This is a genomic window from uncultured Gemmiger sp. (genome assembly GCF_934561205.1).
GTDB lineage: Bacteria > Bacillota > Clostridia > Oscillospirales > Ruminococcaceae > Gemmiger.
In genome coordinates this window covers 1-25,588 of sequence record NZ_CAKTFU010000004.1, presented here as the reverse complement: position 1 = coordinate 25,588, position 25,588 = coordinate 1, and the positions used below count along the sequence as shown (strand labels likewise).

Genomic DNA, 25,588 nt, shown 5'->3' with positions numbered 1-25,588 from the left:
ATGACGGACATTATCATTCAGGGCATTTACGGGCGCATGGGTCGCGCCCTTGTGGAAAAAATTGCCGCCCGCACGGACTGCCGCGTTGCCGCCGGTGTGGACCGCGAGGCGGGGCGCGTGGGAGAGATCCCGGTGTACGCAAGCTGGCAGGACGTTGCCTGCAATGGCATTGTGATCGATTTTTCCTCCCCCGCCGGGGCGGCAGCCGCCGCCGCTTGGGGCGCAGAGCACGGTATGCCCTGCGTCATCTGCTCCACGGGTCTGGGCAGTGAGGAGCTGGACATTTTGCAGAAGGCTGCCGAAAAAACGGCGATCTTCCGCAGCGCCAATATGTCGCTGGGCGTCAATGTGCTGATCGAGCTTGCCAAGCAGGCCGCCCGCGTTCTGGGCAGTGAGTACGACATTGAAATCGTTGAAAAGCACCACCGCAACAAGCTGGATGCCCCCAGCGGCACCGCCCTGATGATCGCCGACGCCATCAACGCCGAGGCGGGCGGGCAGTACGAATATGTCTACGACCGCTCGCAGGTGCGGCAAAAGCGCGGCGACAAGGAGCTGGGCATCAGCGCCGTGCGCGGCGGCGGCATTGTGGGCGAGCATGAGGTGCTGTTCTGCGGCGCCGAGGAAGTCCTGACCCTGAGCCACAGCGCCGGGGCGCGCACCGTCTTTGCCGAGGGTGCCATTCAGGCAGCGCTGTTTTTGGACGGGCAGCAGCCCGGTATGTATGCCATGACCGATTTGCTGCGAGGTAAGCTGCCGTGCGAATGAGAAGTAACGAAATTCTGGCCTGCTGCGTGATCGCGCTGGGGGTCTGCGGCGTGGTGGCAGGTTCGCTTTTGACCGAGCCGACCGCGCCGGTTTCCGCCCCTGTTCCGACAGCGACCGTGCAGCCCACCCCCGAACCCACGCCGGAGCCGACGCCCGAACCCACCCCCACGGTGGACACGGTGCGGTTTTCCGCCACGGGGGATGACTTGATCCACGACGGGCTGTATATTCAGGCGCGCCAGCGCGGCACCGACGGGTACTATGATTTTTCCTATGTGTATGAGAATATGCGGGAATTCTACAGCCAGTTTGATGTAAACTGGCTGAATCAGGAAACGCTGGTCAACGACGAATTTGCCCCCAGCGGCTACCCGTGCTTTTCCACCCCCGGCGACATTACCGATGCGCTGTATGATTTGGGGTTCCGTGTGTTCAGCCTGTCCAACAACCACAGCTACGACAAGGGCGCGGCGGGCATTGAGGCTTCGCTGCAGCACTGGGAAGCCATGCCGGAGGACGTGCGCTACATGGGCTTTTACACGCTGGCGGACCCCACCGAGTACGTCTACCAGACCGTGAATGGCATTACCTTCGGCTATCTTTCCTACACCGAGCATACCAACGGCATCCCGACGCCGAGCCAAGCCGAACACGGCGTGATCTACTTAAGCGACCGCGAAACGATTGCCAAGCAGATCGCCGATATGCGCCCCCACTGCGATGTGCTGATCGTCAGCTGCCATATGGGTACCGAGGGCAGCCACACGGTGAATGATTTTCAGAAGGACACCGCCCAGTGGCTGGCGGATCAGGGCGTTGACCTTGTCATCGGCACCCACCCCCATGTGACCCAGAACGCCGAATGGCTGACGGGGGCCAACGGCAACCGGACCTTTGTGGCGTACAGCCTGGGCAACTTTGCCAACGCCCAGTCCAGCGCGGACAATGTCATCGGCGCGGTGCTGGACATCACCTTTGAAAAGACCACCCAGCCCGACGGCAGCAGCGCCGTGGCGATGCTGGACCCCAAGCTGCACTGCGTTGTGACGCAATACGAAGCCGGGTACCAGAATATCCGCGTCTACCCTTACCCCGCCTACACGGACGAGCTGGGCGCGGCGCACGGCTGCTTTACTTTAAGCCGCGACTACATAGAAAACGTGCTGCGGCAAAGCATTGACGAGCAGTATCTTACGTTAGAATAATACGAAAGGACGGCATTTTTATGTACGGTGTCAGCAAAATCAGCAGCGAGCAGGATATCCTGCTTACCACGTTTCCCGGCGCAAAATACAGCGCCCAAAGCCTTGCGGGCTACCTGAAGGTGTTCGCCGATGCGGGCATTGTGGTGGATATGATCTGCCAGAGCGCCCCGCGCGGCGCCGCGGTGGATTTCAGCTTTACCACCGCCAACGACAATTTTGCCGCCGTCATGAAAGCCCTGCCCGCCGCCGCCAAGGTCAATCCCCCGCTGGTTTCGGGCGGGTACTGCAAAATCAACCTGTTCGGCGAGGATATGGTCACCAGCTGCGGCGTTGCCGCCCGCGCCTTGGCGGCGCTGGCGGAGGTCGATATCGAGATCGCGCTGATCACCACCAGCGACCTTGATATTTCGCTGCTGATCCGCCAGCAGGACGAGGACGGTGCCCTGACCGCCCTGCACAAGGCATTTGCCGTTTAACGACAGTCAAAAACAGGTGCAGCCCCATTGAAGGGCTGCACCTGTTTTTTATTTGTTTTTACGGTAGCACTTTGCCGCCAGAAACGGCAGGAATGCAACCCCATACATAATGGCGCTGATTGCAACATCGCCCCATGCGATGACCTGATTGCCGATATCCGCCGTGCCTGTCCAGACGAGGATCATATTGTTGTTCAGGTAATGCAGCAGTACGGGCACCCAGATGTTTTTGCCGCATTTTTCATAAGCAAACGTGAAGAACACGCCCATCGTCACGCAGACAATCAGCTGCGACGCGATGCTCTGCAGGGAGGTTTCCGGGCTGTAAAAGAAAAGGTTCAGCGGCAGATGCCACAGCCCCCACAGCACACCCACCGCCAACGCGCCGCGCCGTGCGCCGAAGCGGCTTTGCAGGGCGGGCGTCAGGTAGTAGCGCCAGCCGTATTCCTCGCCAAAAAACGGCAGAAAGCTCAAAAAGAAGTTCGGTATAAGTGCCACCGCGATGACCCACGGTGCAGCTGTGCGCCAATAAGCCAGATATTCAGCCCAGCTATCGCCGCCCTGCATCGCCATCGAAAGAAAGACCATACCGGTCTTGACCGCAAGGAAATAAACGCAGATGCCCAGCGCTGTTATAAGCTTGCCGTGCAGGCGCAGCCCGTAGGCTTCGCGCTTTTCCTTTTTCTCGGTCAGCAGGAAAATCCAGCCCAGCACCGACGCAATAATAATAACGAAGTTGGCAATCCCCAGCCACGGTGCCTGCGGCATAACGGCGGACAGCACGCTCATAATCAGCATAATAGCTGTAGCCAGCAGGTGCAATATGTAAAACCGCTTCGGGATATCCTGCCGCTTTGCCAGCAAAAACGCCAGCATAACACCCGCCGCCGGGTAGAACATCTGGGCGTTGGCAAAAATCGAGGTGTCCTGCCCGTTCTGCAGGCAGATGTACAAAAGCGGCATCATCAGAAACGGAATTGCGTAAGCACAGAGCGCAAAGACAGTCAGCTCTTTTTTATTCGTTTTCATCGTCGTCCTCCTTCGGGTTTTCCAGTTCCGCGTGGCGTTTTTTGTAAGCCTGCATGCTGAGCTGCAGCAATGCAAAGCACAGCACCCAGGTACACGCCCCCATAAATACCGCCAACAGCACCGCAACACCCACGCCAAACTCCACAAATTTGATAAGCCCCCACACAAACACGGCAGCACCGCCCACAACGGCCACAGCCGCATTGGTTTTCGTGTTCGCCTTCAGGTGACGATCCCAGATACCGGCACGCAGATCACTAATGAGCGTATAGGCGCACCCCAGCATAAAGATAAAGAATTCCGCCGCCATCTCCCGCGGGGTAAAGCCCAGCAGACTTTCGATAATCAGCGCCGCCAGCAGCAGCACCCACAACGCCCCGAAGCCACGGGACTCGATTTTTAAAAGGGTCTGTTTTTGCATTTCGTCCAGATTGTCGTGCTTAAAAAATTCCTTCAGATTCATTGCTTATTCCTCCCAGAACAGCTCGTCCAATGTCTTGCCCAGCACCCTGCAGATGCTGCGGCACAGGTTGATCGTAGGGTTATACTCCCCTTTTTCAATGGCGTTGATGGTCTGCCGCGACACACCCACCGCCGCCGCCAGGTCTGCCTGCGTCATATCCTTTTGGGCGCGGGCGGCCTTCAGCATCAGGTTTTTTGCCATAGTGATATGCTCCTTTTGTTTTGCTGTGGCTATACCGTATCATATTTCTTTCATTATGTCAAGTATATATTACATTTTGTTTGATATAATTTTACTTGCGGTCAGCCGCCCGCTGTGCTATCATAGAATATATATCTGATACAAGGGAGCTTTCCTATGAAGTACAGTTTTTCCGCTTTTGAAAACGGTTTTGTCCGCGCAGCCGCTGCCAGCCCTGCCCTGCGCGTGGCGGACTGCGCCTACAATGCACAGCAAATTATCGACACCATGCGCACCCACGCCGCCAACGGCGTGCAGCTGCTCTGCCTGCCGGAGTTCTGCCTGACCGGCTACACCTGCAGCGACCTGTTTTTGCAGGCTACCCTTTTGCAGGGTGCCGAAAAAGGTCTGGCTGATATTCTGAGCGCCAGCGTGGATTTGGACATCCTCACGCTGGTGGGGCTGCCTGTGCGCCACAACGCCAAGCTTTACAACTGCGCGGCGGTCGTCTGCCACGGCGAGCTGCTGGGGCTTGTACCCAAGACTTATCTGCCCAACTACGGCGAATTTTACGAAAAGCGGCACTTTGTGCCCGCCATGCGCGAGGCTGAGTGCATCGAGTTTGCCGGGCAGGAAACGCTGATCGGCACCGACTTGCTGTTTGCCTGCAAGCAGCTGCCGGATTTTGTGCTGGGCGTTGAAGTGTGCGAGGATCTGTGGGCGCCCGTGCCGCCCAGCTGCCGCCACGCGCTGGCGGGCGCAACGGTGATCGCCAATCTTTCCGCCAGCGACGAAACCGTCGGCAAGGCGGACTATCGCCGTGCATTGGTCTGCGGGCAGAGCGCGCGTCTGTTGGCCGCCTACCTGTATGCCGACGCCGGACACGGCGAAAGCACCACCGATATGACCTTTGCCGCCCACAACCTGATTGCCGAAAACGGCAGCCTGCTGAGCGAAGCCCGCCCGTTTGCGGGCGGTGCCGCCGTGACCGAGCTGGACGTGAGCCGCCTGCAGCAGGAGCGTATGCGCAATACAAGCTTCTGCCCCGAAACCTCCGGCTACACCACCGTGGAATTTGAATTGCGTGACGCGGAAATCAGCCTGACGCGCCCGGTTTCCCCCACGCCGTTTGTGCCGCAGGACACCGCCGCCCGCGCCGAGCGCTGCGAGCTGATCTTGCGCATCCAGGCCGAGGGGCTTGCCAAGCGGATGGAGCATACCCACGCCAAGTGCGCAGTGGTGGGCATTTCCGGCGGGCTGGACAGCTGCCTTGCCCTGCTGGTGGCGGTGCGCGCCTGCAAGGTGCTGGGACGCGACGCCAAGGACATTGTCGCCCTGACGATGCCCTGCTTCGGCACGACCCGGCGCACACGCTCCAACGCCGAAATCCTGTGCGAGGCCTTGGGCGTGAGCTTTGGGGAAATCAATATTACAAAGACCGTACAAAGCCACTTTGCCGATATCGGTCAGAACCCCGAAAGCTATGACGTCACCTTTGAAAACTGCCAGGCCCGCGTGCGCACGCTGGAGTTGATGGACTACGCCAACAAAAACGGCGGCTTTGTCATCGGCACCGGCGATTTGAGCGAGCTGGCCCTGGGCTGGGCGACCTACAACGGCGACCATATGAGCATGTACGGCGTCAACGCGGGCGTACCCAAAACGCTGGTGCGCCACATTGTGCAGTATGTCGCCGACACCTGCGGGCAGGAAACCCTGCGCAGCGTGCTGCTGGATATTCTGGACACGCCGGTCAGCCCCGAATTGCTGCCCACCGCCGCCGACGGCACCATTGCCCAGCAGACCGAAAAGCTGGTCGGCCCGTATGAGCTGCACGATTTCTACCTGTACTATGTGCTGCGGTTCGGCTTCCCGCCTGCCAAAATTTACCGCCTTGCCCGCACCGCCTTTGCGGACAAATACGAGCCGGAGGTACTGCTGGCGTGGCTGAAAAACTTCTACCGCCGTTTCTTTGCGCAGCAATTTAAGCGCAGCTGCCTGCCGGACGGTCCCAAGGTCGGCTCGGTGACTTTGTCGCCCCGCGGCGACTGGCGTATGCCGAGCGATGCCTGCAACACCCTGTGGATGGCAGAGCTGGAAACCCTGCAAGCGGATTAAATAAAGTAAAAATCCCTGTAAAGCGAAGTTGCTTTACAGGGATTTTTTAGTACTCTATGCCTTCTCTGGCGGGGATGCCTTTTTCATACGGGTGGCGGCGGGCGGTGAACTCGGTGATGTAATCGGCGCTTTGCAGCATCCAGTCTGCCGGGTCGCGCCCCGTCAAAACGGCTTCATAGGGTGCGTTCAGAACCGCCTTTTGCAAAAGTGTTTCGGGCAAAAGCCCTGCGCGCAGCGCGGCGCACGCCTCGTCCAGAATCAGCAGGTCGCAGGGCATTTGCAGGGCGACTTCCAGCGTTTTTGTGTTGTGGGCAAGCGCCGCCGCCTTTTCCTGCGGCGTCATCAACCAGGTGAATTTTGCGTTGGGGCAGGCAAAAACGGCTGCGCCCAAACGGCGCAGGGGTTCGATCTCGCCGCTGGTGCCGTCCTTCAAAAATTGCACGATGACGACCTTTTTTTCGTGTCCCAGCGCGCGCAGCGCAAGCCCTGCCGCCGCTGTGGTCTTGCCCTTGCCGCTACCAAAATACAGATGCAGCATGACAGCCCCCTTTTATCGGGATTTTTCAATCAGCTCCCGCGCGCTGGCAAGGCTCAGGTCACTGACTTTATCGCCGGAAATCATCCGCGCCAATACCTGCACACGGCCGTCCATATCCAGGGTGTGAATTTCGGTGTAGGTGCGCTCGCCGCTGACGTTTTTCTGGATCAGCAGCTGGTTATCGGCAAAGGCCGCCACCTGCGGCGTGTGGGTGATGCACAGCACCTGATGCCCTGCCGCCGTCTGATGCAGCAGCTGGCCGATGCGCCCCGCCGCCAGACCCGATACGCCGGTATCGATTTCATCGTAAATGACGGTGGGCAGCGCGTCGCGGTCGGCCAGGGCGCTTTTGAACGCCAGCATAATGCGGGAAAGCTCGCCGCCGGAGGCAATTTTTGCCAGCGGCTTGGGGTCCTCGCCGGGGTTGGTGGAGATGAGAAATTCCACCGTGTCCTGCCCGTGGGAGCCAAGCGCCCCCCTGCTGTGTTTAAGGGCAAAGCGGATACCCGGCATGTTCAGAAATTCCAGTGCGGCGCGCATTTCGCGGTTCATGGCGGCAAAGCCCTGCAGGCGGCTTTGGGTCAACGCCTCGGCGCTTTTTTTGGCGTCGGCGTACAGCGCCTGCATTTTGGCCTTCAACTCGGCGATTTTTTCGCCGGAGGTCTGGAAGGTTTCCAACTCGCGGGCGGCTGCCTCCCGCCGTTCCAGCAGCTCCTCGACCTCCATGCCGAATTTCTGCTTGATGCGGTAGATGACATCCAGCCGGCTTTCGATCTGATCCAGCTCGCCGGGGTCAAAGCCGTAGGCGTCCAGCCTGTCGGCCAGTTCGGTGGCCAGGTCGCGGGCGTTATAGTACAGCTCGTTCAAGCGCTCGGATAAGGGTACCAGCGATTCATCCAGGCGGGCGCTGTTCTGCATCCCGTCCACGGCACCACCCAAAAGGTCGGCGGCACCGCTTTGTTCGCCGTCCTCGTCCCCTGCCAGCGCCATATGCGCGGCGGTGATGCCCTGCAAAATGCTTTGGGCGTGGGTGATCACATTTTTGCGTTCCTGCAAGGTTTTTTCCTCGCCCGGCTGCAGGGCGGCGGCGTCAATGGCGTCGATTTCCGCCGTCAGGGCTTCGATGCGGCGCTGCTTGTCTGCCTCGCCTGCGTTCAGCGCGTCCAGCTGCCGCTTGATGCCGATCAGCTCGCGGTACTGCGCGTAGTAGGGTGCAAACAGCTCCTGGTTGCGGGCGTACTGATCCAGCAGCCCCAGGTGCAAGGCGGGGTTGGTCAGGCTTTGGCTGTCGTGCTGACCGTGGATGGAAAGCAGCCCTGCCGAGATATCGCGCACCACCGACGCCGTCGCGGGCATACCGTTGACACGGCAGCTGCCCTTGCCTTCGGCGTTGATCTCACGGTACAAAAGCAGGTCGTCGGCAGCCTCATAGCCGCATTTTTCCAGCTGCTTTTTTACCGACTGCGGGATATCCTCAAACGTCGCCCAAATACACGCCTTTTGCGCACCGCTGCGCACCAGCTCGCGGGAGGTGCGGTTGCCCAAAATGGCGTTGATGGAGTCGATCAGGATGGACTTGCCCGCGCCCGTCTCACCCGTAAGCACGTTAAAGCCGGGGGTAAAATGCACCTCGGCTTTTTCGATGACGGCTACATTTTCAATTTTCAGGTTTGACAGCATCGGTCAGTCCCCCAGTTTACGGTATCAGACTTTGCGCAGATAGCGCTGCAGCTCTTTGGAGATGGCTGCGGCGTCCTCCTCGCTGCGCATCAGAATAAAGAACGTGTCATCGCCGGAAAGTGTGCCGACAACGTTGTCCCACTGCTTGGCGTCAAATACCTCGCAGGCGGCGTTGGCCATACCGGAAAAGCATTTGACCAGCACCATATGCCCCGCGTAGTCGATTTTCAGCACCGACTCGCGGAAAATCATCTCAAACCGGCTGGGGGAATGTGCCACCTTGCCGGATGCGGCGGCGGGCATGTAGCGGTAGCTTCCGTCGGGCATGGCGGTCTTGACCAGCTGCAGCTCGCGGATATCGCGGGACACGGTGGCCTGGGTAACGTCATAGCCTTCCTCGCGCAGGTGGGCGATCAGCTCCTCCTGGCGGTCGATCGGATGCTGGGTGATCAGATCCAAAATTGCTTGATGGCGCGCGCTTTTCATCAAGGTCATCTCCTCATCAATTTATTGGCAAGTGCGTCGAATTGTTCAGCTTTGGCAAAGCTGACAAGATTCAATGTATTTTCGGCTGCGGTGATACGCAGCGTTTCGCCGGGGTGCAGATCGCATCGGGCGTCGCTGTCGGCGCAGGCATAACAAAGGTCGCGGTTGTCGGCATCCGCCGTGACCTCCAGCGTTCGGCCGCGGCCGAACACGATGGGCGCAGCCCCTGCATCGTGGCTGCAAACGGGGGTCAGCACCAGTACGGGGGCATCGGCGTCCAGCACCGGCCCCCCCGCCGAAAACGAATACGCCGTGCTGCCGGTGGGCGTGGCAAAAATCAGCCCGTCACTGCGGTAGCGCCCCACGGGGGTGCCGTCGCACAGGACGCGGTAGTCCATGGGGTGCAGACGGCTGTGCCCGAAAATGACCACGTCATTGACTGCCTCTGCCTGCCAGCCCTCGGTTTCGGCTTTTAACATAAGGCGGGGGCTGACGGAAAATTCTTCGGCAGCCAGCCGCTGCAGCTTATCCTCCAGCTCGGCGACCTCGCAGGTTGCCAGAAAGCCGGTTCGTCCCAGGTTTACCCCCAAGACCGGCAGCCCCAGCCGCGCGCAGGTCTTGCCCGCCCGCAGCAGTGTGCCGTCCCCGCCGACTGTTACCACACGGTCGGCTTTGGCGTAGGCGTCGGCTTCCGGCAGATAGACAACACCCGGCAGCGGCTGCCCGCTTTGCAGGGTATCGGGCATAAGTACCGTCTGTCCGCCCTGCTGCAAAATTTGCGCGGCACAGCGGGTGACGGTCAGCCCCTCGTCCTTGGTGGGGTTTGGGATCAACAGAACCGACATTTGCCCGGCTCCCCTTTCGTCTTTAGTGCAGGTTGGGGGTCTTGTCCAGCGCCGCATGGGCGGCTGCCACGACCTGTTCGATCACGCCGTCGGGCAGCGGCTGCGGGGTTTCGCAGTGCTGCACAAACAACAAAAATTCAATGTTGCCCTCAGGGCCCTTGATGGGCGAAAAATCCAGGCCTGCCGGGGCAAAGTGGTTGGCAAGGGCGTAGCCCTGCGCCATCTCCAACACCTCGCGGTGGGTGGCAGCTTCGCGCACAACGCCCTTTTTGCCGACCTTTTCGCGCCCGGCTTCAAACTGGGGCTTGACCAGGCATACGCCCACAGCGCCCGGCGTGCAGATGGCATCCGCCACCGGGAAAATATGCTTGAGCGAAATAAAAGACACATCTACGCTGAAAAATTCAACGGGTTCCTGCAGATCCTCCGGCGTGACATTGCGGATATTCGTGCGCTCCATATTGATGACGCGCTCGTCGGTGCGCAGGCTCCACGCAAGCTGCCCGTAGCCCACGTCCACGGCGTACACCTTGACGGCGCCGTTTTGCAGCATACAGTCGGTAAAGCCGCCGGTGGAGGCACCAATGTCCATACAGACCTTGCCGTCCGGGCGCATCGGGAACACCTGCATGGCCTTTTCCAGCTTGAGCCCGCCGCGGCTGACATAGCCGATGTCGTGCCCGCGCACCTCGACCTTGGCATCGGGGGCGATCATCTCGCCCGCCTTGTCTGCCTTTTGCTCGTTGACAAAGACGATGCCGGACATGATCAGCGCCTTGGCGCGTTCGCGGCTTTGCACCAGCCCGTTCTGGCACAGGTATTGATCCAGGCGTATCTTACTCATTGCGGATTCTCCTCAGTTTGCAGCAGGGCGCGGCAGAGTGCGGCGGCGTCCAGCTTCTGGTCGGCGCGCAGCTCCGGCACCTTGGCGTGCAAAAGATGTGCGTTATCTACGGCGTGCAGCAGGTAACGTCCCTGCCAGCCCGCCTGCTGCAGGGCAAAGCCCAGCTGCTGGCCGATGCCGCCGGTGCGGATGGTATCCTCGGCAAACAGGATGGTGTCATACCCGCAAAGGGCCTGCACCAGCCCTTCGGGCAGCGGGTACAGCTGCACCAGCTTGACGGCGTCGGCGCGGCAGCCCTTGTCTGCCAGCTCCTGACACGCCGACAGGACTTCCTCGGTTTCGGCGCCGTAGCTGATGATGGCCGTTTTGGCGGGCGCTGCCCCCTTGTAAATATCGAACGGCTGCTCGCTGCAGCCGAGTGCTGCCAGTGCGGTGCTTTCGCCGCCGCGCGGGTAACGGATGGCGCGCGGGCCGCGGCATTCCCTGACCAGCACGCCCAGCCAGTAGCGCAGCTCCGCATAGTTGGCGGGCGCGTACACAGGGATGCCGACGCCGGAGAAAAATGCCGGGTCATAGATGCCCTGATGCGTTTCGCCGTCGCCGGGCACAAGCCCCGCGCGATCCACGGAAAACAGTACATCCAGCTGCATCAGGTTGACGTCGTGGATAATTTGGTCGTAGGCACGTTGGAAAAACGTTGAATAAATGGCCACGGTCGGCAGCAGCCCCTGGCTTGCCAGGCCGCCCGCGAAGGTGACGGCGTGTTCTTCGGCCATGCCGACGTCAAAAAAGCGTTCCTTGTGCGCCTGCTTGAAGAAGTTCAGCCCCGTGCCGTATTTCATGGCGGCCGTGATGGCGCACAGGCGCGGTTCCTCGCTGCCCAGCTCTGCCAGCGTCTGGCCAAAGGTGGACGAGAAGGAGTCCGACGGCGAAAGTTCGGGGTCGGTCAGGTGGCTTAGGTCCAGCTTGCCCACGGCGTGAAACTCGCCGGGGTTTTCCTCGGCCGGTTTCAGACCTTTGCCCTTCTGGGTGACGACATGCAGAAACAGCGGGGCATACTGCTCCCGCAAATTGGAAAGCATACGGCTGAGCAGCTCGACGTCATGACCGTCCACAGGGCCGATGTACTGAAAGCCCATCTCCTCAAACAGGGTGGCCTGCTTGTAGATGCCGCGGCGGATAAACTGCTTGCCGTCCTGCAGCACCCTGACCATGGCATCACCGACTACGGGAATGCGCTCGAGCGCGGTTTCCATATGCGCCTTAACGTGGAAATATTTGGGGTCGGTGCGCAGGCGGGTCAGATAGTTGGCCATCTGCCCGACGTTTTTGGAGATAGACATCTTGTTGTCGTTCAAAATCACGACCAGATTGTCCAGCTTGCTGACATTGTTCATGCCCTCATAGACCATACCGCCGGTGAATGCGCCGTCGCCTATAATGACGACCACCTTGCCGCGCTCGCCCTTGATTTTTTTGGCCTGCGCCATGCCGATGGCAGCCGAAAGCGCCGCACTGCCGTGCCCGGCAATGAAGCTGTCACAGTTGCTTTCCTTGGGGTTGGGAAAACCCGATATCCCGTCTTTTCCGCGCAGCTGCGAGAAGCCTGCGCGGCGGCCTGTGAGCAACTTGTGGGTGTAGCACTGGTGACCCACGTCAAACAGGAGTTTATCCTGCGGGAAGTTCATGACGCGGTGCAGCGCCACGGTAAGCTCGACCACACCCAGGTTGGAGGACAGATGCCCCCCTGTGGCGGTGACGCTGCGAATCAGGAAATTTCGGATTTCTTCACACAAAGCCGGCATATCCTCTGCCGGCAGGTTTTTTATGTCACCCGGTGCTTGGATCTTGTCCAGAAGATCAGTCTGCATACAGATAGACACCTCTTTTTTTGTATTTACTGCCTGTTACGGCATCGGCATCGCAAAGCCGATCAATATGCCCAGCACGGCGCCGGTAAGCACCTCGATGGGGGTATGTCCCACCATCTCCTTGAGCTTTTTTCCGTTTTTCAAAAAGGGCAGGGCTTCGCTTTCCTGGTCCATCCACTCGGCAAACATACGGTTCAGCAGCTTGGCCTGTTCGCCGGTTTCGTAGCGCACACCCATAGCATCGTACATAACGATGATGGAAAGCACTGCCGCCACGGCAAACACGGCGGAGTTTACGCCGCAGTAGCGCCCCGTCGCCACGACCATGGCGCAGACCGTTGCCGAGTGGGAGCTGGGCATACCGCCCGCGCCCCACATGCGCTCGGCAATAAAGCGGTGAAAAATAAAAAGATTGAGTAGAACTTTGATAAACTGCGCCGTAAGCGAAGCGGAAATGGCCGTTACCAGCACATAGTTCCAGTTCAGCGCAGTGGTCAGCAGATGCATCAAGATCGCTCACGTCCTCACGGTATAGTAGTTATTTTTTTCGGGTCAAAAGCTCCTGTGCGAGGATCCGCAGAAACTCCGCGTTTTCGCCCAAGGGTTCCAGGGCGGCCAGCGCCGCAGCGTTGCGGGTGCGGGCCTTTTCCCCTGCGCCCTGCAGACCGTACAGGGTAATAAAGGTCGTTTTATCGTTTTCGGCATCGCTGCCTACCGGCTTGCCCAGCTCCTGCGTGGTGGAGGTCACGTCCAGCATATCGTCCACGATCTGGAACACAAGGCCGATCTCCGCCGCATAACGGCGCAGGGCCTCGCGCTTGGCACCGGTTTCCCCGGCGGCCGTGCAGCCAAGCTCGACAGCGGCGACGATCAGCGCGCCGGTCTTGTGGGCGTGCAGCTGCAAAAGCTCGCTCTCGCTCGCCTTGACGGTCTCAAAATGCTTGTCCAGTTCCTGGCCGTACAGCATCCCGCGCGCACCGCCCGCCTTGGCCAGCACGGCGGCAGCCTCGGCACGGCTTGCGGGGGAAAGTTCCGCGTTCGCCACCACCTCAAAGGCGGCGGTCACCAGGGCGTCTGCCGCCAAAAGTGCCGTAGCTTCGTCATATTGCTTGTGGCAGCTGGGGCGGCCGCGGCGGAAGTCGTCGTTGTCCATGCAGGGCAGGTCGTCGTGGATCAGCGAGTAGCAGTGCAGCATTTCCAGCGCACAGGCATAGTCCAGCGCCGGTTCTGCGCTGCCCGTGCAAAGCTCGCACGCTGCCAAAGTCAGCACGGCGCGGATGCGCTTGCCGCCGCCCAACAGGCTGTAGCGGGCGGCATCGCAGATGGCGCGCCCCGCAGGCAGGTAAGCGTCGCACAGCGTTACAAGGCGCTGCTCGGTTTCGGCCAGATAGCGGCTGAATGTTGCTTTGTATTCCTGTTCGGTCATTGCGGCTCCTCCTGTGCGGCCAGCAGCGAGGCGTCGATCTCCTCGATCTTCAGCTTGGCGGTCTCCAGCGTTTTGTTGCAATACTGTATCAGCGACGCCGCCTCGGCGTACAGCTTTACGGCGTCGGCCAAGGGGGTCGTATCATCCTGCATCTGGGTCAGCAGGTCGTTCAGGCGCTGCATGCCCTCCTCAAAGGATTTCGGCTGTTTCATAGCGTTGCGTTCCTTTCCGGCTTGCGCACGGTCTGCACCGTGCAGTCTGCCTCGGCCTTATCGCCGCGCAGTGTCACGGTTTGCCCCGGCATCAGGTGGTCTACCGCAGTCACGGTGCCGCCGACGCTGGCCACCGTGTAGCCGCGCGCCAACACCCCATAGGGGTTCAGCGATGCCGCCAGGGCTGCCGCGCTTTGCAGCTGCGCCTGCGCCGCACTTATGCGGCGGTCACTTTGCGCCTGCACGGCCTCGCTGACGGCGGCCAGATTCTGCGCGCGGCGCTGCACAGCCTGCCGTGTGCGCTGCATCGCCTGACCGGTCGAAAGACTTTCTACCTTATTATAGCATATCCGGCAGCGATTCTGTATATTATTTTGAATATTTTGCTGTAAAATGAATATTTTCCGCTGCATTTCGCGGCGATCCGGCACACACAGCTCGGCGGCGGCCGAGGGCGTGGGCGCGCGCAGGTCAGCGACATAGTCCAAAATCGTTGTGTCGATCTCATGCCCCACGGCCGAAACCAGCGGTTTGCGGCAGGCTGCGGCGGCGCGGGCAATGCGCTCACTGTTGAAGATCCACAGATCCTCCTTGCTGCCGCCGCCGCGTGTGACCAAAATCAAATCCGGGCGGGGGTCGTTGTCCAGCGCGCGGATGCCCGCCACAATGCTGCGCTCGGCTTCCAGCCCCTGCACATTGACGGGTGCCAGCAGCAGCTGCACCCCAGGCCAGCGGCGGGCAATGACGTTCTGCACATCCTGCCAGGCCGCGCCGGTCTTGCTGGTGACCACACCGATGCACCTTGGCACGGCGGGCAGCGGGCGCTTGCGCTCGGGCGCAAAAAGTCCCTCGGTTTCCAGTTTTTTGTACAGCGCGTCAAACGCCATCTGTGCCGCACCTGCGCCGAAGGGGCGCATATAGTCGGCATACAGCTGAAAGCTGCCGTCGCGCTCATAGATGGTGGCGTGGCCGTAGACCAGCACCTGCATCCCGTTTTGCGGTTCAAACGGCAAAAGCCGCGCCTGGCTGCGAAACATTACCGCCTTGACCCCGGCGTTTTCGTCCTTGAGGGTAAAGTAGATATGCCCGCTTTTGTAGTGCCGGACAAAGCCGGAAATTTCGCCGCAGACGATGACATCGTTCAGCGGGTCGCACTGCGCCAGCACCTGCTTGGCCAGACGGTTGAGGTCGGTTACCTTTATAAAGTCGGCCATGCGCCACACTCCTTGGCGGCCAGCACCGCAATGCCGATGGCATTGTCGCTGGCAAATTTTGCCGGCACAAAGCGGGCATCGGGCAGACGGGCCGTGATATAGCTGCGGATCAGGTCGCTGCTCATCACGCCGCCCGCAAACACGACCGGCAGATTCGGATGCTCCTGCAGGGCATTCTGCGCCATACGCAGCAGCGTTTCGGCAACGCAGAGCAGGCAGTATTTGCAGACGTAGGGCGCGGTCTTGCCCTGCTCCAGCAGCTTGGCGCACTGGTTTTCCAGCCCGGAAAGGCTGCACGCGGTGCCGCGCACACTGACCTTGGGCTTGATACGTTCCTCGCACAGGGCGGCCTGCTCGCTGACATACACGCCCGCCGGGAAGGCAAAACCCAGCTTTACGCCCAGGCGGTCGACCGCCTGCCCGGCGTACAGATCGCTGCTGGTGCCCAGCGGGGTGATGGACTGCGCCCCGCGGCACAGAAGCAGGTCGGTGGTGCCGCCCGAAACGTGGAACACAAGGCTCTCTCTTTCAAACAGGGTCTTATCCCCTGCCGCGTACAGGGCGGCGGCAATATGCCCCTGCTGGTGGGTCAGCCTGTGCAGCGGCACACCGCCCGCCAAAGAAAACGCCGTTGCTGCGTTGACCCCTGCCAAAAAGCAGGGCATATAGGACCCCTGCACAGGGCGGGGCTTTTCGGACACTGCCACCGCCTGAATTTCAGAAAGCGGCACGGCATCGTTGATTTTTTGCATAAGCTCCGGCAAGGCGGCGGTATGGTGGAACAGCGCATCGCTCTGGCGCAGCCCCAGCTGCCCCGCCTTGACAGGCAAAAACTTTTTGCAATCGCAAACAACCTCTCCGGCATCCGCGTCAAACACGGCCAGAGAGGTTGCGTAATTACTGGTATCTATGCCCAGGGTCAGCATGATGCTTCGGGCTCGGTGCCCTGCTCGCGCGCTACCGCACCCAGCAAGCCGTTGACAAACTGGTAGTCGGTATCAGCGCCGTATTTTTTGACCAGCTCGACCGCCTCATTGATGGCAACGCCGGGCTTTTGCTCTTTGCCGTACAGCATTTCGGCCAGGGCAAGGCGCAGTGCCACCAGGCTGACGCGCGGCACACGGCTCAGCGTCCAGCCCTTGAGGTGGTCGGTGATGATGCTGTCCAGCTCGTCGCTGTGTTCGTTCATCGCCGCCAGCAGTTCAGCGGCAAAGGCATCGGGCTGCACTTCCAGCTCCTCGGCGGGCAGGGTGGGCATTTCCGGCTCAAAGGTCGAGGCAAAGGCGGTTAAAAAGGCGGCTTCGCGGGATTCGCGGCGGGTAGGCTTTTTGTCCATAAGTTACGTTCCTGTCTTTCTTAGTTGGTTTCCTTGTCTTGCTGTGCCAGGCCGACCACCTGCACGTCCACGCGCGCCACGGTAATGCCGGACATGTTCTGGATCGCCTGCTTGACATTCTCCTGCACTTTTTCGCACAGGGGCATAATTTTGGTGCCATAGCGGACGGCCAGATGCACCGTAACGGTGGCAATGCCGTCCTCCATAACGACCTCGACCGGCTTTTGCAGACCGGTACGGCTCAAAAGTCCGCGTACATTTTTTTGCGGGTCGCCGGCGGTGACATCAGCCACGCCGTCCACTTCCAAAGCTGCCAGACGTGCGATCTTGGCCAGCACTTCGGTCGAGATCTGCAAGCTGCCGCCGATGGTATTGCGTACATCCATTTTGTGTACCCTCCCATTGCATACGGCCTATTGTGCGCGACATTTCAATTCACGCACCTTTTCCAGCCATAGTCTTTGATGATATACAGTAGTGTACCACAAAATGAATGTTTTTGCAACCACAGCGCGATTTTATTTTACTTCCACGATGGTAAGCTGCTGCGCCGAGAGCTGCGGGCATTTGGTAAGCACGGCGTCCCGTATGCGCGCCACCTGGTCGCCGTTCAAAGTCCCCGTTTCGGTCATGACAGTTACGCTCGCGCCGTTTTCGTCCAAAGCCACCAGACAGTCCGCAAAGCCCTTGGCTTTGATCAGGCTTTCCAGCTCGGCGGCGGTGGTGATGCTGCTGACCTGGGCGGAGAGTTTTTCGGTCAGTGATGTCTTTTCCTCGTCCGAGAGTTTGGCGTTTTTCAGCGCCTTTTTCAGGGTTTCCAGCGCCTCGTCGCGGGCCTTGTCGCGCGATAAGCGCGCCGACTCAAAAAAAGACGTGCCCGCGTCCTTTACAACGCTGACCAGCTGCGCCTCGCCGTAGTTTTTGGCAGCACCCTCGGCATCGGCGTCGGCAGCGGCGGGCAAAAGCGGGTCGGTCACGGCGGCGGTTTCCCCTGCCGCAGCGCCCACGGTCTGTGCCGCAGCAGGCAGGGCGCGGGCGTAGCTCCAGTTCAGATAGACCGCCCCGCCCATCGCCAGGGTCAAAAAGGCCGCCGTGACACCGGTGCTTTTGAATTTACGGATAACAGGCTGTTTCATCGTGCTTCCTCCTTGTCGGCTGCCATCTTGGCAACGGTGATATGATGTGTGCCCACGTCGGTCAGCGCCTGCACCAGCGCCGTGATGTTTGCCTGCACCGCTGGGTCGTCACCGCCGGTGCAGACCACCGCCACGCCCAACACCTCCGGCGCGTAGACGGTCTCGATAAGCCCCGCCGTATTGCCGTTTACCAGCACCGGCGTGCTGGCGGCGCTGCCGTCGGCGCGGGATTCGGTGTCGGCGGCATAGACGGTTTTTTCGCGGTGAGATACCGTGACCATGACCCGCACGCTGCCCGCCCCCTCGACCGTGGTCAAAAGCTCTGCCATCTGCTGTTCGAGCTGTGCGGCGTAGTCGGTATCCTGTATTTCGGCGGTATTGGGCGGCTCGGCGGTGGTTTCGGCGGGCAGCCACTCGGACACAGCCAACAGCAAAAGCCCCGCCATGCCCACGGCGGCCAACAGCTGCACCCGGCGTTTTTCATCGTCCCACAGCGGTTTCAGCCGCTGCCACAGCGCCGTCACGGGGCATCACCCCCGCTTTGCACCGCGTAGGGCAGGCTGCCGCAGTTCTCCTCCAACAGCTGCCGCACGCGGGGGGCATCCGCCGGGCGGGCGGGGGTCACATACAGTGTGCCGTCCCGCAGGCTGACGGCGGCCTCGATGCCGTTTTGCTGCAAAATTTCCCGCACCGCCTGTGCGCTGACCTGCTCTGCCAGCGATTGGGCATACGGCTCGTAGTCGGTCTCGGCCGCCGCGCTTAAATTCTGCAGCTGCCCCGCCAGACCGTGCCAGTCCGCCGTGCGGGCAAACTGCCACACCGCCGTTATAATATACAGCATCAGCACCGCATTTATGACGGGTTTGTAGCCGTTGTCCGGCCAGAACACCCGCAAAAGTCCCGCCGCCGTGGATACCACGCAGCAGCCCAGCGCCAGATGACGGATACTTTCCAATTCGGTCAACCTCCGTTTCCTGTCAACAGCAGCAGCGCCGTGGACAGCAGCACCATAAACAGGTACAAAACCAGCACCGACGCGCACAGCTTGGCACCCTCGCCATACAGGGCGCACAGCCGCCCACACTGCTTTTGCCCGCCGAAGGACGCCAACGCCCCCGCCGCGCCGAACGCCGCCGCATACAAAAAGCACTGCAAAAGCCCCGGCGCAAACAGCGCGGTCAACGCCGCCATGCCCGCCAGGGCGAGCGAGCCTTTTAACAGATGCACAGCAGCAGCAGCCCCCGTCAGCGCCGCAGCGGCGGCGTCCCCTACCACCGGCAAAAGCCCCTGCAAAACGCTGCGTCCGGTTTTCAGGGCGGCGCTGTCCACCGCGCCGGTCAAAATATTTTGCAGCCCCAGCACAAACCCGAACACCGCCCCGCAGCCCTTGAGCAGCCAGACAAGGCAGCGCGAAAACAGCCGCGCCGCCTCCTCAATACCCGCATCGCCCCAGATGCAGGCGCACGCCGCAAAACAGAAATACACCTGCATCACGGGCAGCAGCACCTGCCCGATGACGCCGCCCACCAGCCCCGATACCGCGTAAAACAGCCCGCTGTATGCTGCCGCGCCGGCGCTTTGCCCGCCCAGTGCCACCGCACCGCTGTACACGGGGATAAATGCCGCCAGATAGTTGCGGCAATCCAGCGCCGTGGCCGACACCCTTTGCACCAGCTGCATCATGGCCGACAAACTCACACCGCCGAAGCCCAGCACCGCCAGGCAGTCCAGACAGGCGCGCCAGCCCGTTTTGCCGCACAAAAGCCCCAGCACCCCGCACAGCAAAAGATACCCACACAGCTGCACAAAAAAGCGCAGCGGTGCGGCGGCAGGCTGTGCCAAGACCCGCAGTGCCGCCGCCCACAGCCCGTCCAGCGTCCAGCCCGACACCTGCGCAATGTCGGGTGCCGTGCGCAAAATTTCCTGCGTTTGTTCGGGCAGCTGCGCCGCAAAGGCGGCAGTCGGCAGCAGAAGCGTTACTGCAAGTACCCCGCAAAGGCATCCAGCAGCTGCTGCAACAGGGGCAGCGCCTGCAAAAGCGCCAGCGCCCGCCCGCAAAGATCCACCGCCGAGGCGGCCGCCGTCAGCCCGGCTTCCCGACAAAGGTCGGCGGCGAACTGCGCCACCAGCGCAATGCCCAGCACCCGCACAAGGCAGCCCAAGCCCTCGCCCGGAAAATACGCCTCCAGCCCCTGCAGCCAGACAAGGATGGGGCGCACCTGCCCCGCCACGGCACCCAGCAGCCCCGCCGCCGCACACACCGACACCAAAAAGGCAAACGCAGGCTGGTCTTTTTTTAAGGTAAGCTGCAGCACCGCCGCCGCAAATGCCAGCACTGCCCACTGAAATATCACCATATAGCGTCATAATTCAAACAATGCCTTGATCAGCACAAACAAATCACTGATTTGGCGCACCAGCATCGTCAGCACCACCACCAGCCCCGCGAGGGTGGTCATCATGGCCTGATCCTCCCGCCCGGAGCGGATCAAAAGCTGGTTCAGCACCGCCACAATGATGCCTGTCGCCGCAATTTTGAACACAAGGTCGATTTCCACGCTGCGCCCCCTATCCCCACAAAACCGCCGCCAGCAGTCCGCCGCAAACGCCCAGCCTGGGCCACAGACTGCGCACCTGCCGCAGTGTCGGGGCTTTCTCGGCGGCAGATTCCTCGCACAGGGCTGCCGCTGCCGTAAGCATTTCACACGCCCCCGTGCGGTCACTTTCCCCCGCTGCGCACAACAGGCTTTGCACCTCGTCCCGTTTCGGGGCGGGCAGGGCAGCGGGCGGCGGCAGCGCAGCCAAGGCGGTACAGTCCGCCAGACCGATTGCGGCAAACTCCGGGTAAGCGGCGGCGCGCGCCAGCAATTCATCGGCCGGCAGCGGCAGATACCGCAGCGTCTGCCCCATGTACGAAAGCAGCCGTGCAAAGGTATGTACCTGCCGCCATCGGCGTTCCTGCTTTTGGGCTGCCGCCAGCCCCAGCCCGCCGCCCGCCGCGCACAGCAGCAGGGTCGATACCAAGCGCAGAGCCGCGTTCAGCACAGTGTTTTCCACTCGGCCACCTCGCCGGGACGATGCCCGCCCGCCAGAAGCACCGCCCGCGCAAAGGCACCCGTCTGCAGCAGCCGCGCCAGCTGGGGGCGTTTTTGCAGCGACCGCAAACTTTCGCAATGCACCGATGCCGCAAACACCACGCCGGACGCAACGCCCCATTCCAGCGCGGCGGCGTCCTCCGCCGTGCCTAACTCGTCGCACAAAATAAAGCGCGGGTTCATGCACCGCAGGGCCATTTCCACCGCCGCCGCCTTGCTGCAGCGGGTGTAGACATCGCACCCTTCCCTGACAAGCATTTTACCTTTACAGTCTATACCTGTCAGCTCGCCGCGCTCGTCCGCTACTGCAACGATCTGACGCTGCTCGATGAGATACTGCAAAATCGAGCGCAGGAAGGTTGTTTTCCCGCTGCCGGGCGCGCCAACGACCAGCACGCCGCCTGTCGGCGCCGCCAAAAAATCCGTCAGTTCTTTGGGCAGGCTGCACAAAATCGGGCGGGCAATGCGCAGATTCAACGAAGTCACCCTGCCAAAGCCCCGCCCGCCGCGGCAGCCCGCCACCCCTACGCGGCTGCCGCCGGGCAGGGTAAAATACCCCCGCGAAAGCTCATCTTCATAGGCGTAAACCGAGTGGCGGCACAGATGCAAAAAGCAGGTTTTCAGCATTTCTTCGCTGATTTCCCCTGCCAAACTCGGCAGATACTTCCTCGCCGCGGTCAATTTTCCCTGCATGGTAAACTGCACACTTTGCCCTACCCGCAGCCGTATCTCCTGCACGGCAGGGGCGATGCGCGGGCTTAATGACGCCAGCGCCCCCGCAAAGGGCGGCGGTAAAGCCGCCGCTGCCTGATAATACTCGTCCATTTTCTCTGTCACCTCCCCATTGCCACTGTATGACGCCGCGCGGGGGGATAGAACCGCAAAACAAAAAAGAGGGCCGAAGCCCTCTTTCCTGAATTTTACCTCTGGCGGCATTGTTCGGCGCATTCTCGAAATGCCTGTACCGTGTCGGCAAACACCACGCCGCCGCGCTGTGCCTTGGCGGTGTCCATGGCAAGGCAGCGCTGCCAATCCTGACGCATAAGTTTCGGTGCAATGTCCAAAATTTTGCAAAATTCCTGTACTGTCTGCCACATATCCAGCGAGTTCTCACAGCCGAAATTGTACACGCCGCCCGGCAGCCGCATCGCCGCGGGCAGGTTTCGCACGGCATCGCGCACCCACGTTATACCGCGAAAGTCATTCGCAGAAAATCCCAGTGTCTCCCCTGTTTGCGCGGCGCGCAGCAGGTTCAGCGGCAAATTGCCCCGCAGCGGCAGACCGTCCCCGGCAAAATCGTACATCCAGGTTGCCCGCAGCAGCACGGCGTCGGGGTCAGCATCCAGCACACGCTGCTCCATCTCCCGCTTATGCTGCCCGTAGACGTTGGTCGGCTGCAGGGGTACGTCCTCGGCAAACGGTGTGCAGCCGCCCAGCCCCGTGTACACCTGATCCGAGCTGAACGCCACCAGTTTTATGCCGGTTTTTGCCAACGCCAGCGGCAAAACCACGTTGGAACGGTAAGATTCCTCCGGGTGCTGCTGGCAATATCCTGTATCGGAGATGGCCGCCGTGTGCAAAATGATATCCGGCTGCACGCGGGCGACCTCACGCAAAACGGCATCGGGGTTCCCTGCCGCCATCCCCTTGGGCAGCGGGTGCAGCTCGTACTGCCCTGCCAACATCCGCATAACGCGGCTGCCCACAAAGCCGCCTGCCCCCGTCACCAGAACGCGCATTACTCGTTCCCTCCGTTTGCCATCGCAAGCAGCGCCGCCTCGTCCAGCACGGTGATGCCCAACTCCTGCGCCTTGGTCAGCTTGGAGCCTGCCGCCTCGCCAGCGACCAGATAGTCGGTCTTTTTGCTGACGCTGCCTGTGCATTTGCCGCCGTTATTCAGGATCAGCTCCTGCGCCTCCTTGCGCCCAAGTGTGGGCAGCGTGCCGGTGATCACAAAGGTTTTCCCGCCAAGTTTCTGCGTAGCATCGCCGTTTTGCGGCATCTGCATATTTACGCCGTCCGCCGTCAGCTCCTGCAAGATCTTCTCGTTGCTCTCGTGGCGGAAGAACTCGTAAATGCAGGCTGCCGTCGTTTCGCCGATGTCTTGGATCGCGGTCAACTCCTCGATGGAAGCTGCCGCCAACGCCTGCACGCTGGCAAACCGTGCCATCAGCGCCCGCGCCGTGGACACCCCCACATTGCGGATGCCCAGCGCCGCCACCAGCCGCACCGGCGAGTTGTTCTTGGAATTTTCAATCGCCTTCAACACCTTGTCGGTGTTTTTCTCCTTGCCGATGATACCCGCCTCGACCAGCTGGTCGCGGTGGTTTTTCAGCTTGTAGATGTCGGCGTAGCTGGTCAGGTAGCCCTGCTCCACCAGCGCGTCCACCAGCGTTTCGCCTAAACCCACAATGTTCATACAGTTGACCGACGCAAAGTAGGAGATAGTGCGCGAAAGCTGTGCGCGGCAGGCGGGGTTGACACAGCGGATATCGGCGGTGTCCTCCTCACGGATCAGCGCCTCGCCGCAGACCGGGCAGGTTGTCGGCGCTGTAAAAATATGCTCCGGCTCCTTGACGCAGCCGTTCAGCTTGGGGATGATTTCGCCGCTTTTGTACAGCCGATACTGCCCGCCGATGCCGACCTTGTACTCGTTGATATAGTCCTGATTGTGCAGCGTGGCGCGGGACACACTGGTGCCGCACAGCCGCGCGGGCTTTCCGGTTTCACTGTCGTGGAAAATGCCCGTAAAGGTCAGCTTGCCCGTGCGCCCGACTGCCACCTCGATTTCGTCCATCGTCACGGTGCGCTCCTCGGGCGGGTACTTGTAGGCGATGTGTCCGGCGCTGTATTTTGCCCCTGCCGGGAAATCCTTTCGGTAGGCGATCTGGTCAATTTTTACCACAGCACCGTCAATATCGTAGGGCAGCTCGGCGCGCAGTTCGCCGATTTCGCGGATCGTCTGCAAAATTTCCGCGTCCGTTTCGCAGCGCTTGTGGTACACGCAGGTCACACCGGCGGCTTCCAGTGCGTCCAGCGCGGCACAGTGGCTTTGCATCAGCTCCTGCGGACCGTCCTGTACATTAAAAACAAACATACTCAACCCGCGCTCGCGCGTCAGGGCAGGATTCAAAAGGCGCAGCGTGCCGGCCGCCAGATTGCGGGGGTTGGCGGAAATCGGTTTGCCCGCCGCCTCCTGCGCCGCATTGTAGGCATCAAACGCCGCATGGGTCATATAGACCTCGCCGCGCAGCTCCAGATATTTGTACGGCAGATCGAGTTCTTTTTGGATATCAGGAATTTCCTGCGCATTGGCAAGCACGTCATCGCCCTGAAACCCGGTGCCGCGGGTTTCCGCCATATACAGCTGCATTTTGCCGTTTTCGCCGCCGCGCATACGCAGTGTCAGGCTCAGTCCGTCCACCTTGGTTTCCACCGAAAACACCGCGTCGGGATGCACGGCGCGCACCTTGTCCGTCCACGCGGTGACATCCTCCAGCGTAAAAACGTCCTCAATGGACAGCATCGGTACATTGTGCTTGATTTTCCCCTCTGCCGCACCGGTTGCCCGACCGCCCACCTTCTGGCTGGGGGAATCGGGCGTCACCCATTCGGGATGCTCCTTCTCGGCACTCTTAAGCTGGCGCATCAGCGCATCATATTCAAAGTCGGAAATTTCCGGCGCATCTTCGTTATAATACAGTTCCATATGGTGGTCGATGGTCTTAACAAGCTGTGTATATTCTGCAAAGGTCATGGCAAGGCTCCCCTGTAATTTTTATATAGTTCAGTATACCACATTTTTGCCGCTGACGCAATTTCTCCATAATTTTTCCCCCTTGTCACGACAAAAAAAATATGCTATATTGATAAAAAAGGAGGGATTTCCCATGAACGAAAAAACCTGTAAGGGCATTGCCCTGCTGCTGTTCGCCATTCTTCTCAGCACCGCCGGACCGGAATTGAACACAACCCTGCTTTACAGTGCGGTGGATCTTCCGTTTTCTTTTGTGGGGCTTATTGTGGGCTGCTTGGGTCTTGCCATGGTCTTTGATATCCCTAAGTCCCGCTGATTTTGGAAAGGAGTTTGCCATGAGCTGCACCGCAATCAAAATGAACCGTCCCTCGCGTCAGGATTTCCGGGAACTGCCCGTAAATATTCTTGCCTCGTTCGAGGGAAAAACCTTTGCGCCGGAGCTTGTCTACCAAGAGCTTTCGGACGTCAACGGTGTCCCCGTCTTTCTTATGGTTTTTGAAAAATTTTACCTGAGAAACAGCAGTGCGACGGCAGCCACCGTACAAATTCTGGACTCCGGCACCGAGCAAACCGCCACGATCATCGGCACAGGCGGTGGCAGCGGTGTTCTGAATACGAACTACGGGTCCCACGCGGACCTTACTGCTGCCCTTGCCGCCGCCCTTGCAAAGTACGGCTTTACAAAGGTCGATGTCTGATACACGCAAAAACAGCTTTACCACGCGCGATTTCTCAAAAATGCAACCCCCCGTCTTGGCGATGCTCGTCAGGGCGGGGGTTCTCTTGTATTTCCTGCATTTTGCGCATAAAACAAAAATCGCCCTATCCCTTACGGGATAAGGCGTTTCGAGAAGCCGGCATCTACCTATTTTCACAGGCCGTCTCCAGCCAACTATCTTCGGCACAAGT

32 protein-coding genes are annotated in these 25,588 nt (G+C 60.4%); 6 read left to right on the top strand and 26 right to left on the bottom strand.

Translation table 11 applies throughout. From position 1 onward, the window contains the following. The 3 genes from dapB to Q0I19_RS03400 are packed head-to-tail and all read left to right on the top strand — an operon-like array spanning position 1 to position 2,449. The gene (gene dapB / locus Q0I19_RS03410) at positions 1-768 is read left to right on the top strand and encodes a 4-hydroxy-tetrahydrodipicolinate reductase (protein WP_294759021.1); all 768 of its coding nucleotides are present in this window, start codon (positions 1-3) and stop codon (positions 766-768) included. Further along, positions 765-1,973 carry a CapA family protein gene (locus Q0I19_RS03405; RefSeq protein WP_294759023.1) on the top strand — a complete coding sequence of 403 codons (1,209 nt, stop codon included), beginning with the start codon at positions 765-767 and terminating at the stop codon, positions 1,971-1,973. The genes dapB and Q0I19_RS03405 overlap by 4 nt, the downstream gene beginning before the upstream one ends. 20 nt (positions 1,974-1,993) lie before the next feature. Continuing rightward, on the top strand, positions 1,994-2,449 hold the full coding sequence (locus tag Q0I19_RS03400) for an ACT domain-containing protein (protein ID WP_294759025.1): 456 nt from the start codon (positions 1,994-1,996) through the stop codon (positions 2,447-2,449). 48 nt (positions 2,450-2,497) lie between these two features. Here Q0I19_RS03400 and Q0I19_RS03395 read toward each other — a convergent pair whose 3' ends face one another. The 3 genes from Q0I19_RS03395 to Q0I19_RS03385 are packed head-to-tail and all read right to left on the bottom strand — an operon-like array spanning position 2,498 to position 4,142. Continuing rightward, positions 2,498-3,478: a type II CAAX endopeptidase family protein gene (locus Q0I19_RS03395; protein ID WP_294759027.1), complete on the bottom strand. Its 981-nt coding sequence runs from the start codon at positions 3,476-3,478 to the stop codon at positions 2,498-2,500. Further along, positions 3,465-3,941 (bottom strand): DUF6773 family protein, encoded by a 477-nt coding sequence (locus Q0I19_RS03390; RefSeq protein WP_294759029.1) that lies wholly within the window; start codon positions 3,939-3,941, stop codon positions 3,465-3,467. The genes Q0I19_RS03395 and Q0I19_RS03390 overlap by 14 nt, the downstream gene beginning before the upstream one ends. A gap of 3 nt (positions 3,942-3,944) precedes the next feature. Continuing rightward, positions 3,945-4,142, bottom strand: coding sequence for a helix-turn-helix transcriptional regulator (locus tag Q0I19_RS03385; RefSeq protein WP_294759030.1), 198 nt, complete (start codon positions 4,140-4,142; stop codon positions 3,945-3,947). Between the two features lie 156 nt (positions 4,143-4,298). Between Q0I19_RS03385 and Q0I19_RS03380 the strand changes: the two genes are divergently transcribed. Beyond that, complete coding sequence (locus tag Q0I19_RS03380) at positions 4,299-6,239, top strand: NAD(+) synthase (protein ID WP_294759032.1); 1,941 nt, start codon at positions 4,299-4,301, stop codon at positions 6,237-6,239. A 46-nt stretch (positions 6,240-6,285) separates the two neighbouring features. On the opposite strand, the gene Q0I19_RS03375 is transcribed toward Q0I19_RS03380, so the two are convergent. The 23 genes from Q0I19_RS03375 to ligA all read right to left on the bottom strand — a co-directional run bounded on the left by Q0I19_RS03375 (position 6,286) and on the right by ligA (position 24,679). Continuing rightward, positions 6,286-6,777, bottom strand: coding sequence for a cob(I)yrinic acid a,c-diamide adenosyltransferase (locus Q0I19_RS03375; RefSeq protein ID WP_294759034.1), 492 nt, complete (start codon positions 6,775-6,777; stop codon positions 6,286-6,288). A gap of 12 nt (positions 6,778-6,789) precedes the next feature. Beyond that, the gene (recN, locus tag Q0I19_RS03370) at positions 6,790-8,457 is read right to left on the bottom strand and encodes a DNA repair protein RecN (protein WP_294759036.1); all 1,668 of its coding nucleotides are present in this window, start codon (positions 8,455-8,457) and stop codon (positions 6,790-6,792) included. Positions 8,458-8,481: 24 nt separating this feature from the next. Then, on the bottom strand, positions 8,482-8,943 hold the full coding sequence (locus Q0I19_RS03365) for an arginine repressor (RefSeq protein WP_294759037.1): 462 nt from the start codon (positions 8,941-8,943) through the stop codon (positions 8,482-8,484). 5 nt (positions 8,944-8,948) lie between these two features. Continuing rightward, positions 8,949-9,788: an NAD(+)/NADH kinase gene (locus tag Q0I19_RS03360; protein ID WP_294759038.1), complete on the bottom strand. Its 840-nt coding sequence runs from the start codon at positions 9,786-9,788 to the stop codon at positions 8,949-8,951. A 22-nt stretch (positions 9,789-9,810) separates the two neighbouring features. Next, on the bottom strand, positions 9,811-10,632 hold the full coding sequence (locus tag Q0I19_RS03355) for a TlyA family RNA methyltransferase (RefSeq protein WP_294759040.1): 822 nt from the start codon (positions 10,630-10,632) through the stop codon (positions 9,811-9,813). Beyond that, on the bottom strand, positions 10,629-12,503 hold the full coding sequence (dxs, locus tag Q0I19_RS03350) for a 1-deoxy-D-xylulose-5-phosphate synthase (protein ID WP_294759041.1): 1,875 nt from the start codon (positions 12,501-12,503) through the stop codon (positions 10,629-10,631). The genes Q0I19_RS03355 and dxs overlap by 4 nt, the downstream gene beginning before the upstream one ends. A 36-nt stretch (positions 12,504-12,539) precedes the next feature. Beyond that, the gene (locus tag Q0I19_RS03345) at positions 12,540-13,010 is read right to left on the bottom strand and encodes a divergent PAP2 family protein (RefSeq protein ID WP_294759077.1); all 471 of its coding nucleotides are present in this window, start codon (positions 13,008-13,010) and stop codon (positions 12,540-12,542) included. A 31-nt stretch (positions 13,011-13,041) separates the two neighbouring features. Continuing rightward, complete coding sequence (locus Q0I19_RS03340) at positions 13,042-13,929, bottom strand: polyprenyl synthetase family protein (RefSeq protein ID WP_294759042.1); 888 nt, start codon at positions 13,927-13,929, stop codon at positions 13,042-13,044. Then, a complete protein-coding gene (gene xseB, locus Q0I19_RS03335) occupies positions 13,926-14,141 on the bottom strand; it encodes an exodeoxyribonuclease VII small subunit (RefSeq protein ID WP_294759044.1) in 216 nt (71 codons plus the stop codon). The genes Q0I19_RS03340 and xseB overlap by 4 nt, the downstream gene beginning before the upstream one ends. Continuing rightward, complete coding sequence (xseA, locus tag Q0I19_RS03330; RefSeq protein WP_294759046.1) at positions 14,138-15,355, bottom strand: exodeoxyribonuclease VII large subunit; 1,218 nt, start codon at positions 15,353-15,355, stop codon at positions 14,138-14,140. Before xseA ends, xseB begins: the two co-directional genes overlap by 4 nt. After that, positions 15,340-16,281 carry a glycoprotease gene (locus Q0I19_RS03325; RefSeq protein ID WP_294759047.1) on the bottom strand — a complete coding sequence of 314 codons (942 nt, stop codon included), beginning with the start codon at positions 16,279-16,281 and terminating at the stop codon, positions 15,340-15,342. Before Q0I19_RS03325 ends, xseA begins: the two co-directional genes overlap by 16 nt. Then, positions 16,275-16,691: a transcription antitermination factor NusB gene (nusB, locus tag Q0I19_RS03320; RefSeq protein WP_294759048.1), complete on the bottom strand. Its 417-nt coding sequence runs from the start codon at positions 16,689-16,691 to the stop codon at positions 16,275-16,277. The genes Q0I19_RS03325 and nusB overlap by 7 nt, the downstream gene beginning before the upstream one ends. 20 nt (positions 16,692-16,711) lie before the next feature. Further along, positions 16,712-17,077, bottom strand: a complete 366-nt coding sequence (locus Q0I19_RS03315) for an Asp23/Gls24 family envelope stress response protein (RefSeq protein WP_294759049.1) — start codon at positions 17,075-17,077, stop codon at positions 16,712-16,714. 132 nt (positions 17,078-17,209) lie between these two features. Next, positions 17,210-17,827 carry a SpoIIIAH-like family protein gene (locus Q0I19_RS03310; protein ID WP_294759050.1) on the bottom strand — a complete coding sequence of 206 codons (618 nt, stop codon included), beginning with the start codon at positions 17,825-17,827 and terminating at the stop codon, positions 17,210-17,212. Beyond that, the gene (locus Q0I19_RS03305; RefSeq protein WP_294759051.1) at positions 17,824-18,351 is read right to left on the bottom strand and encodes a stage III sporulation protein AG; all 528 of its coding nucleotides are present in this window, start codon (positions 18,349-18,351) and stop codon (positions 17,824-17,826) included. The genes Q0I19_RS03310 and Q0I19_RS03305 overlap by 4 nt, the downstream gene beginning before the upstream one ends. Beyond that, entirely contained in the window at positions 18,348-18,782 is a 435-nt protein-coding gene (locus tag Q0I19_RS03300; RefSeq protein ID WP_294759052.1) for a hypothetical protein, read from the bottom strand. The genes Q0I19_RS03305 and Q0I19_RS03300 overlap by 4 nt, the downstream gene beginning before the upstream one ends. Before the next feature lie 5 nt (positions 18,783-18,787). Then, on the bottom strand, positions 18,788-19,744 hold the full coding sequence (locus tag Q0I19_RS03295; protein ID WP_294759053.1) for a hypothetical protein: 957 nt from the start codon (positions 19,742-19,744) through the stop codon (positions 18,788-18,790). Positions 19,745-19,803: 59 nt separating this feature from the next. Continuing rightward, entirely contained in the window at positions 19,804-20,184 is a 381-nt protein-coding gene (locus Q0I19_RS03290) for a SpoIIIAC/SpoIIIAD family protein (protein ID WP_294759054.1), read from the bottom strand. Positions 20,185-20,190: 6 nt separating this feature from the next. Beyond that, complete coding sequence (gene spoIIIAC, locus Q0I19_RS03285) at positions 20,191-20,385, bottom strand: stage III sporulation protein AC (protein WP_294759055.1); 195 nt, start codon at positions 20,383-20,385, stop codon at positions 20,191-20,193. 10 nt (positions 20,386-20,395) lie between these two features. Next, entirely contained in the window at positions 20,396-20,884 is a 489-nt protein-coding gene (locus Q0I19_RS03280) for a hypothetical protein (protein WP_294759056.1), read from the bottom strand. After that, positions 20,866-21,747, bottom strand: a complete 882-nt coding sequence (locus tag Q0I19_RS03275) for an ATPase, T2SS/T4P/T4SS family (RefSeq protein WP_294759058.1) — start codon at positions 21,745-21,747, stop codon at positions 20,866-20,868. Before Q0I19_RS03275 ends, Q0I19_RS03280 begins: the two co-directional genes overlap by 19 nt. 95 nt (positions 21,748-21,842) lie before the next feature. Next, complete coding sequence (locus Q0I19_RS03270) at positions 21,843-22,661, bottom strand: sugar nucleotide-binding protein (RefSeq protein ID WP_294759059.1); 819 nt, start codon at positions 22,659-22,661, stop codon at positions 21,843-21,845. Continuing rightward, positions 22,661-24,679, bottom strand: a complete 2,019-nt coding sequence (ligA, locus tag Q0I19_RS03265) for an NAD-dependent DNA ligase LigA (RefSeq protein ID WP_294759060.1) — start codon at positions 24,677-24,679, stop codon at positions 22,661-22,663. Before ligA ends, Q0I19_RS03270 begins: the two co-directional genes overlap by 1 nt. Positions 24,680-24,812: 133 nt before the next feature. On the opposite strand from ligA, the gene Q0I19_RS03260 reads away from it, so the two are divergent. Then, positions 24,813-24,995: a hypothetical protein gene (locus Q0I19_RS03260; protein ID WP_294759061.1), complete on the top strand. Its 183-nt coding sequence runs from the start codon at positions 24,813-24,815 to the stop codon at positions 24,993-24,995. A 19-nt stretch (positions 24,996-25,014) separates the two neighbouring features. Beyond that, on the top strand, positions 25,015-25,377 hold the full coding sequence (locus tag Q0I19_RS03255) for a DUF6054 family protein (RefSeq protein ID WP_294759063.1): 363 nt from the start codon (positions 25,015-25,017) through the stop codon (positions 25,375-25,377). Positions 25,378-25,588: the final 211 nt, after the last annotated feature.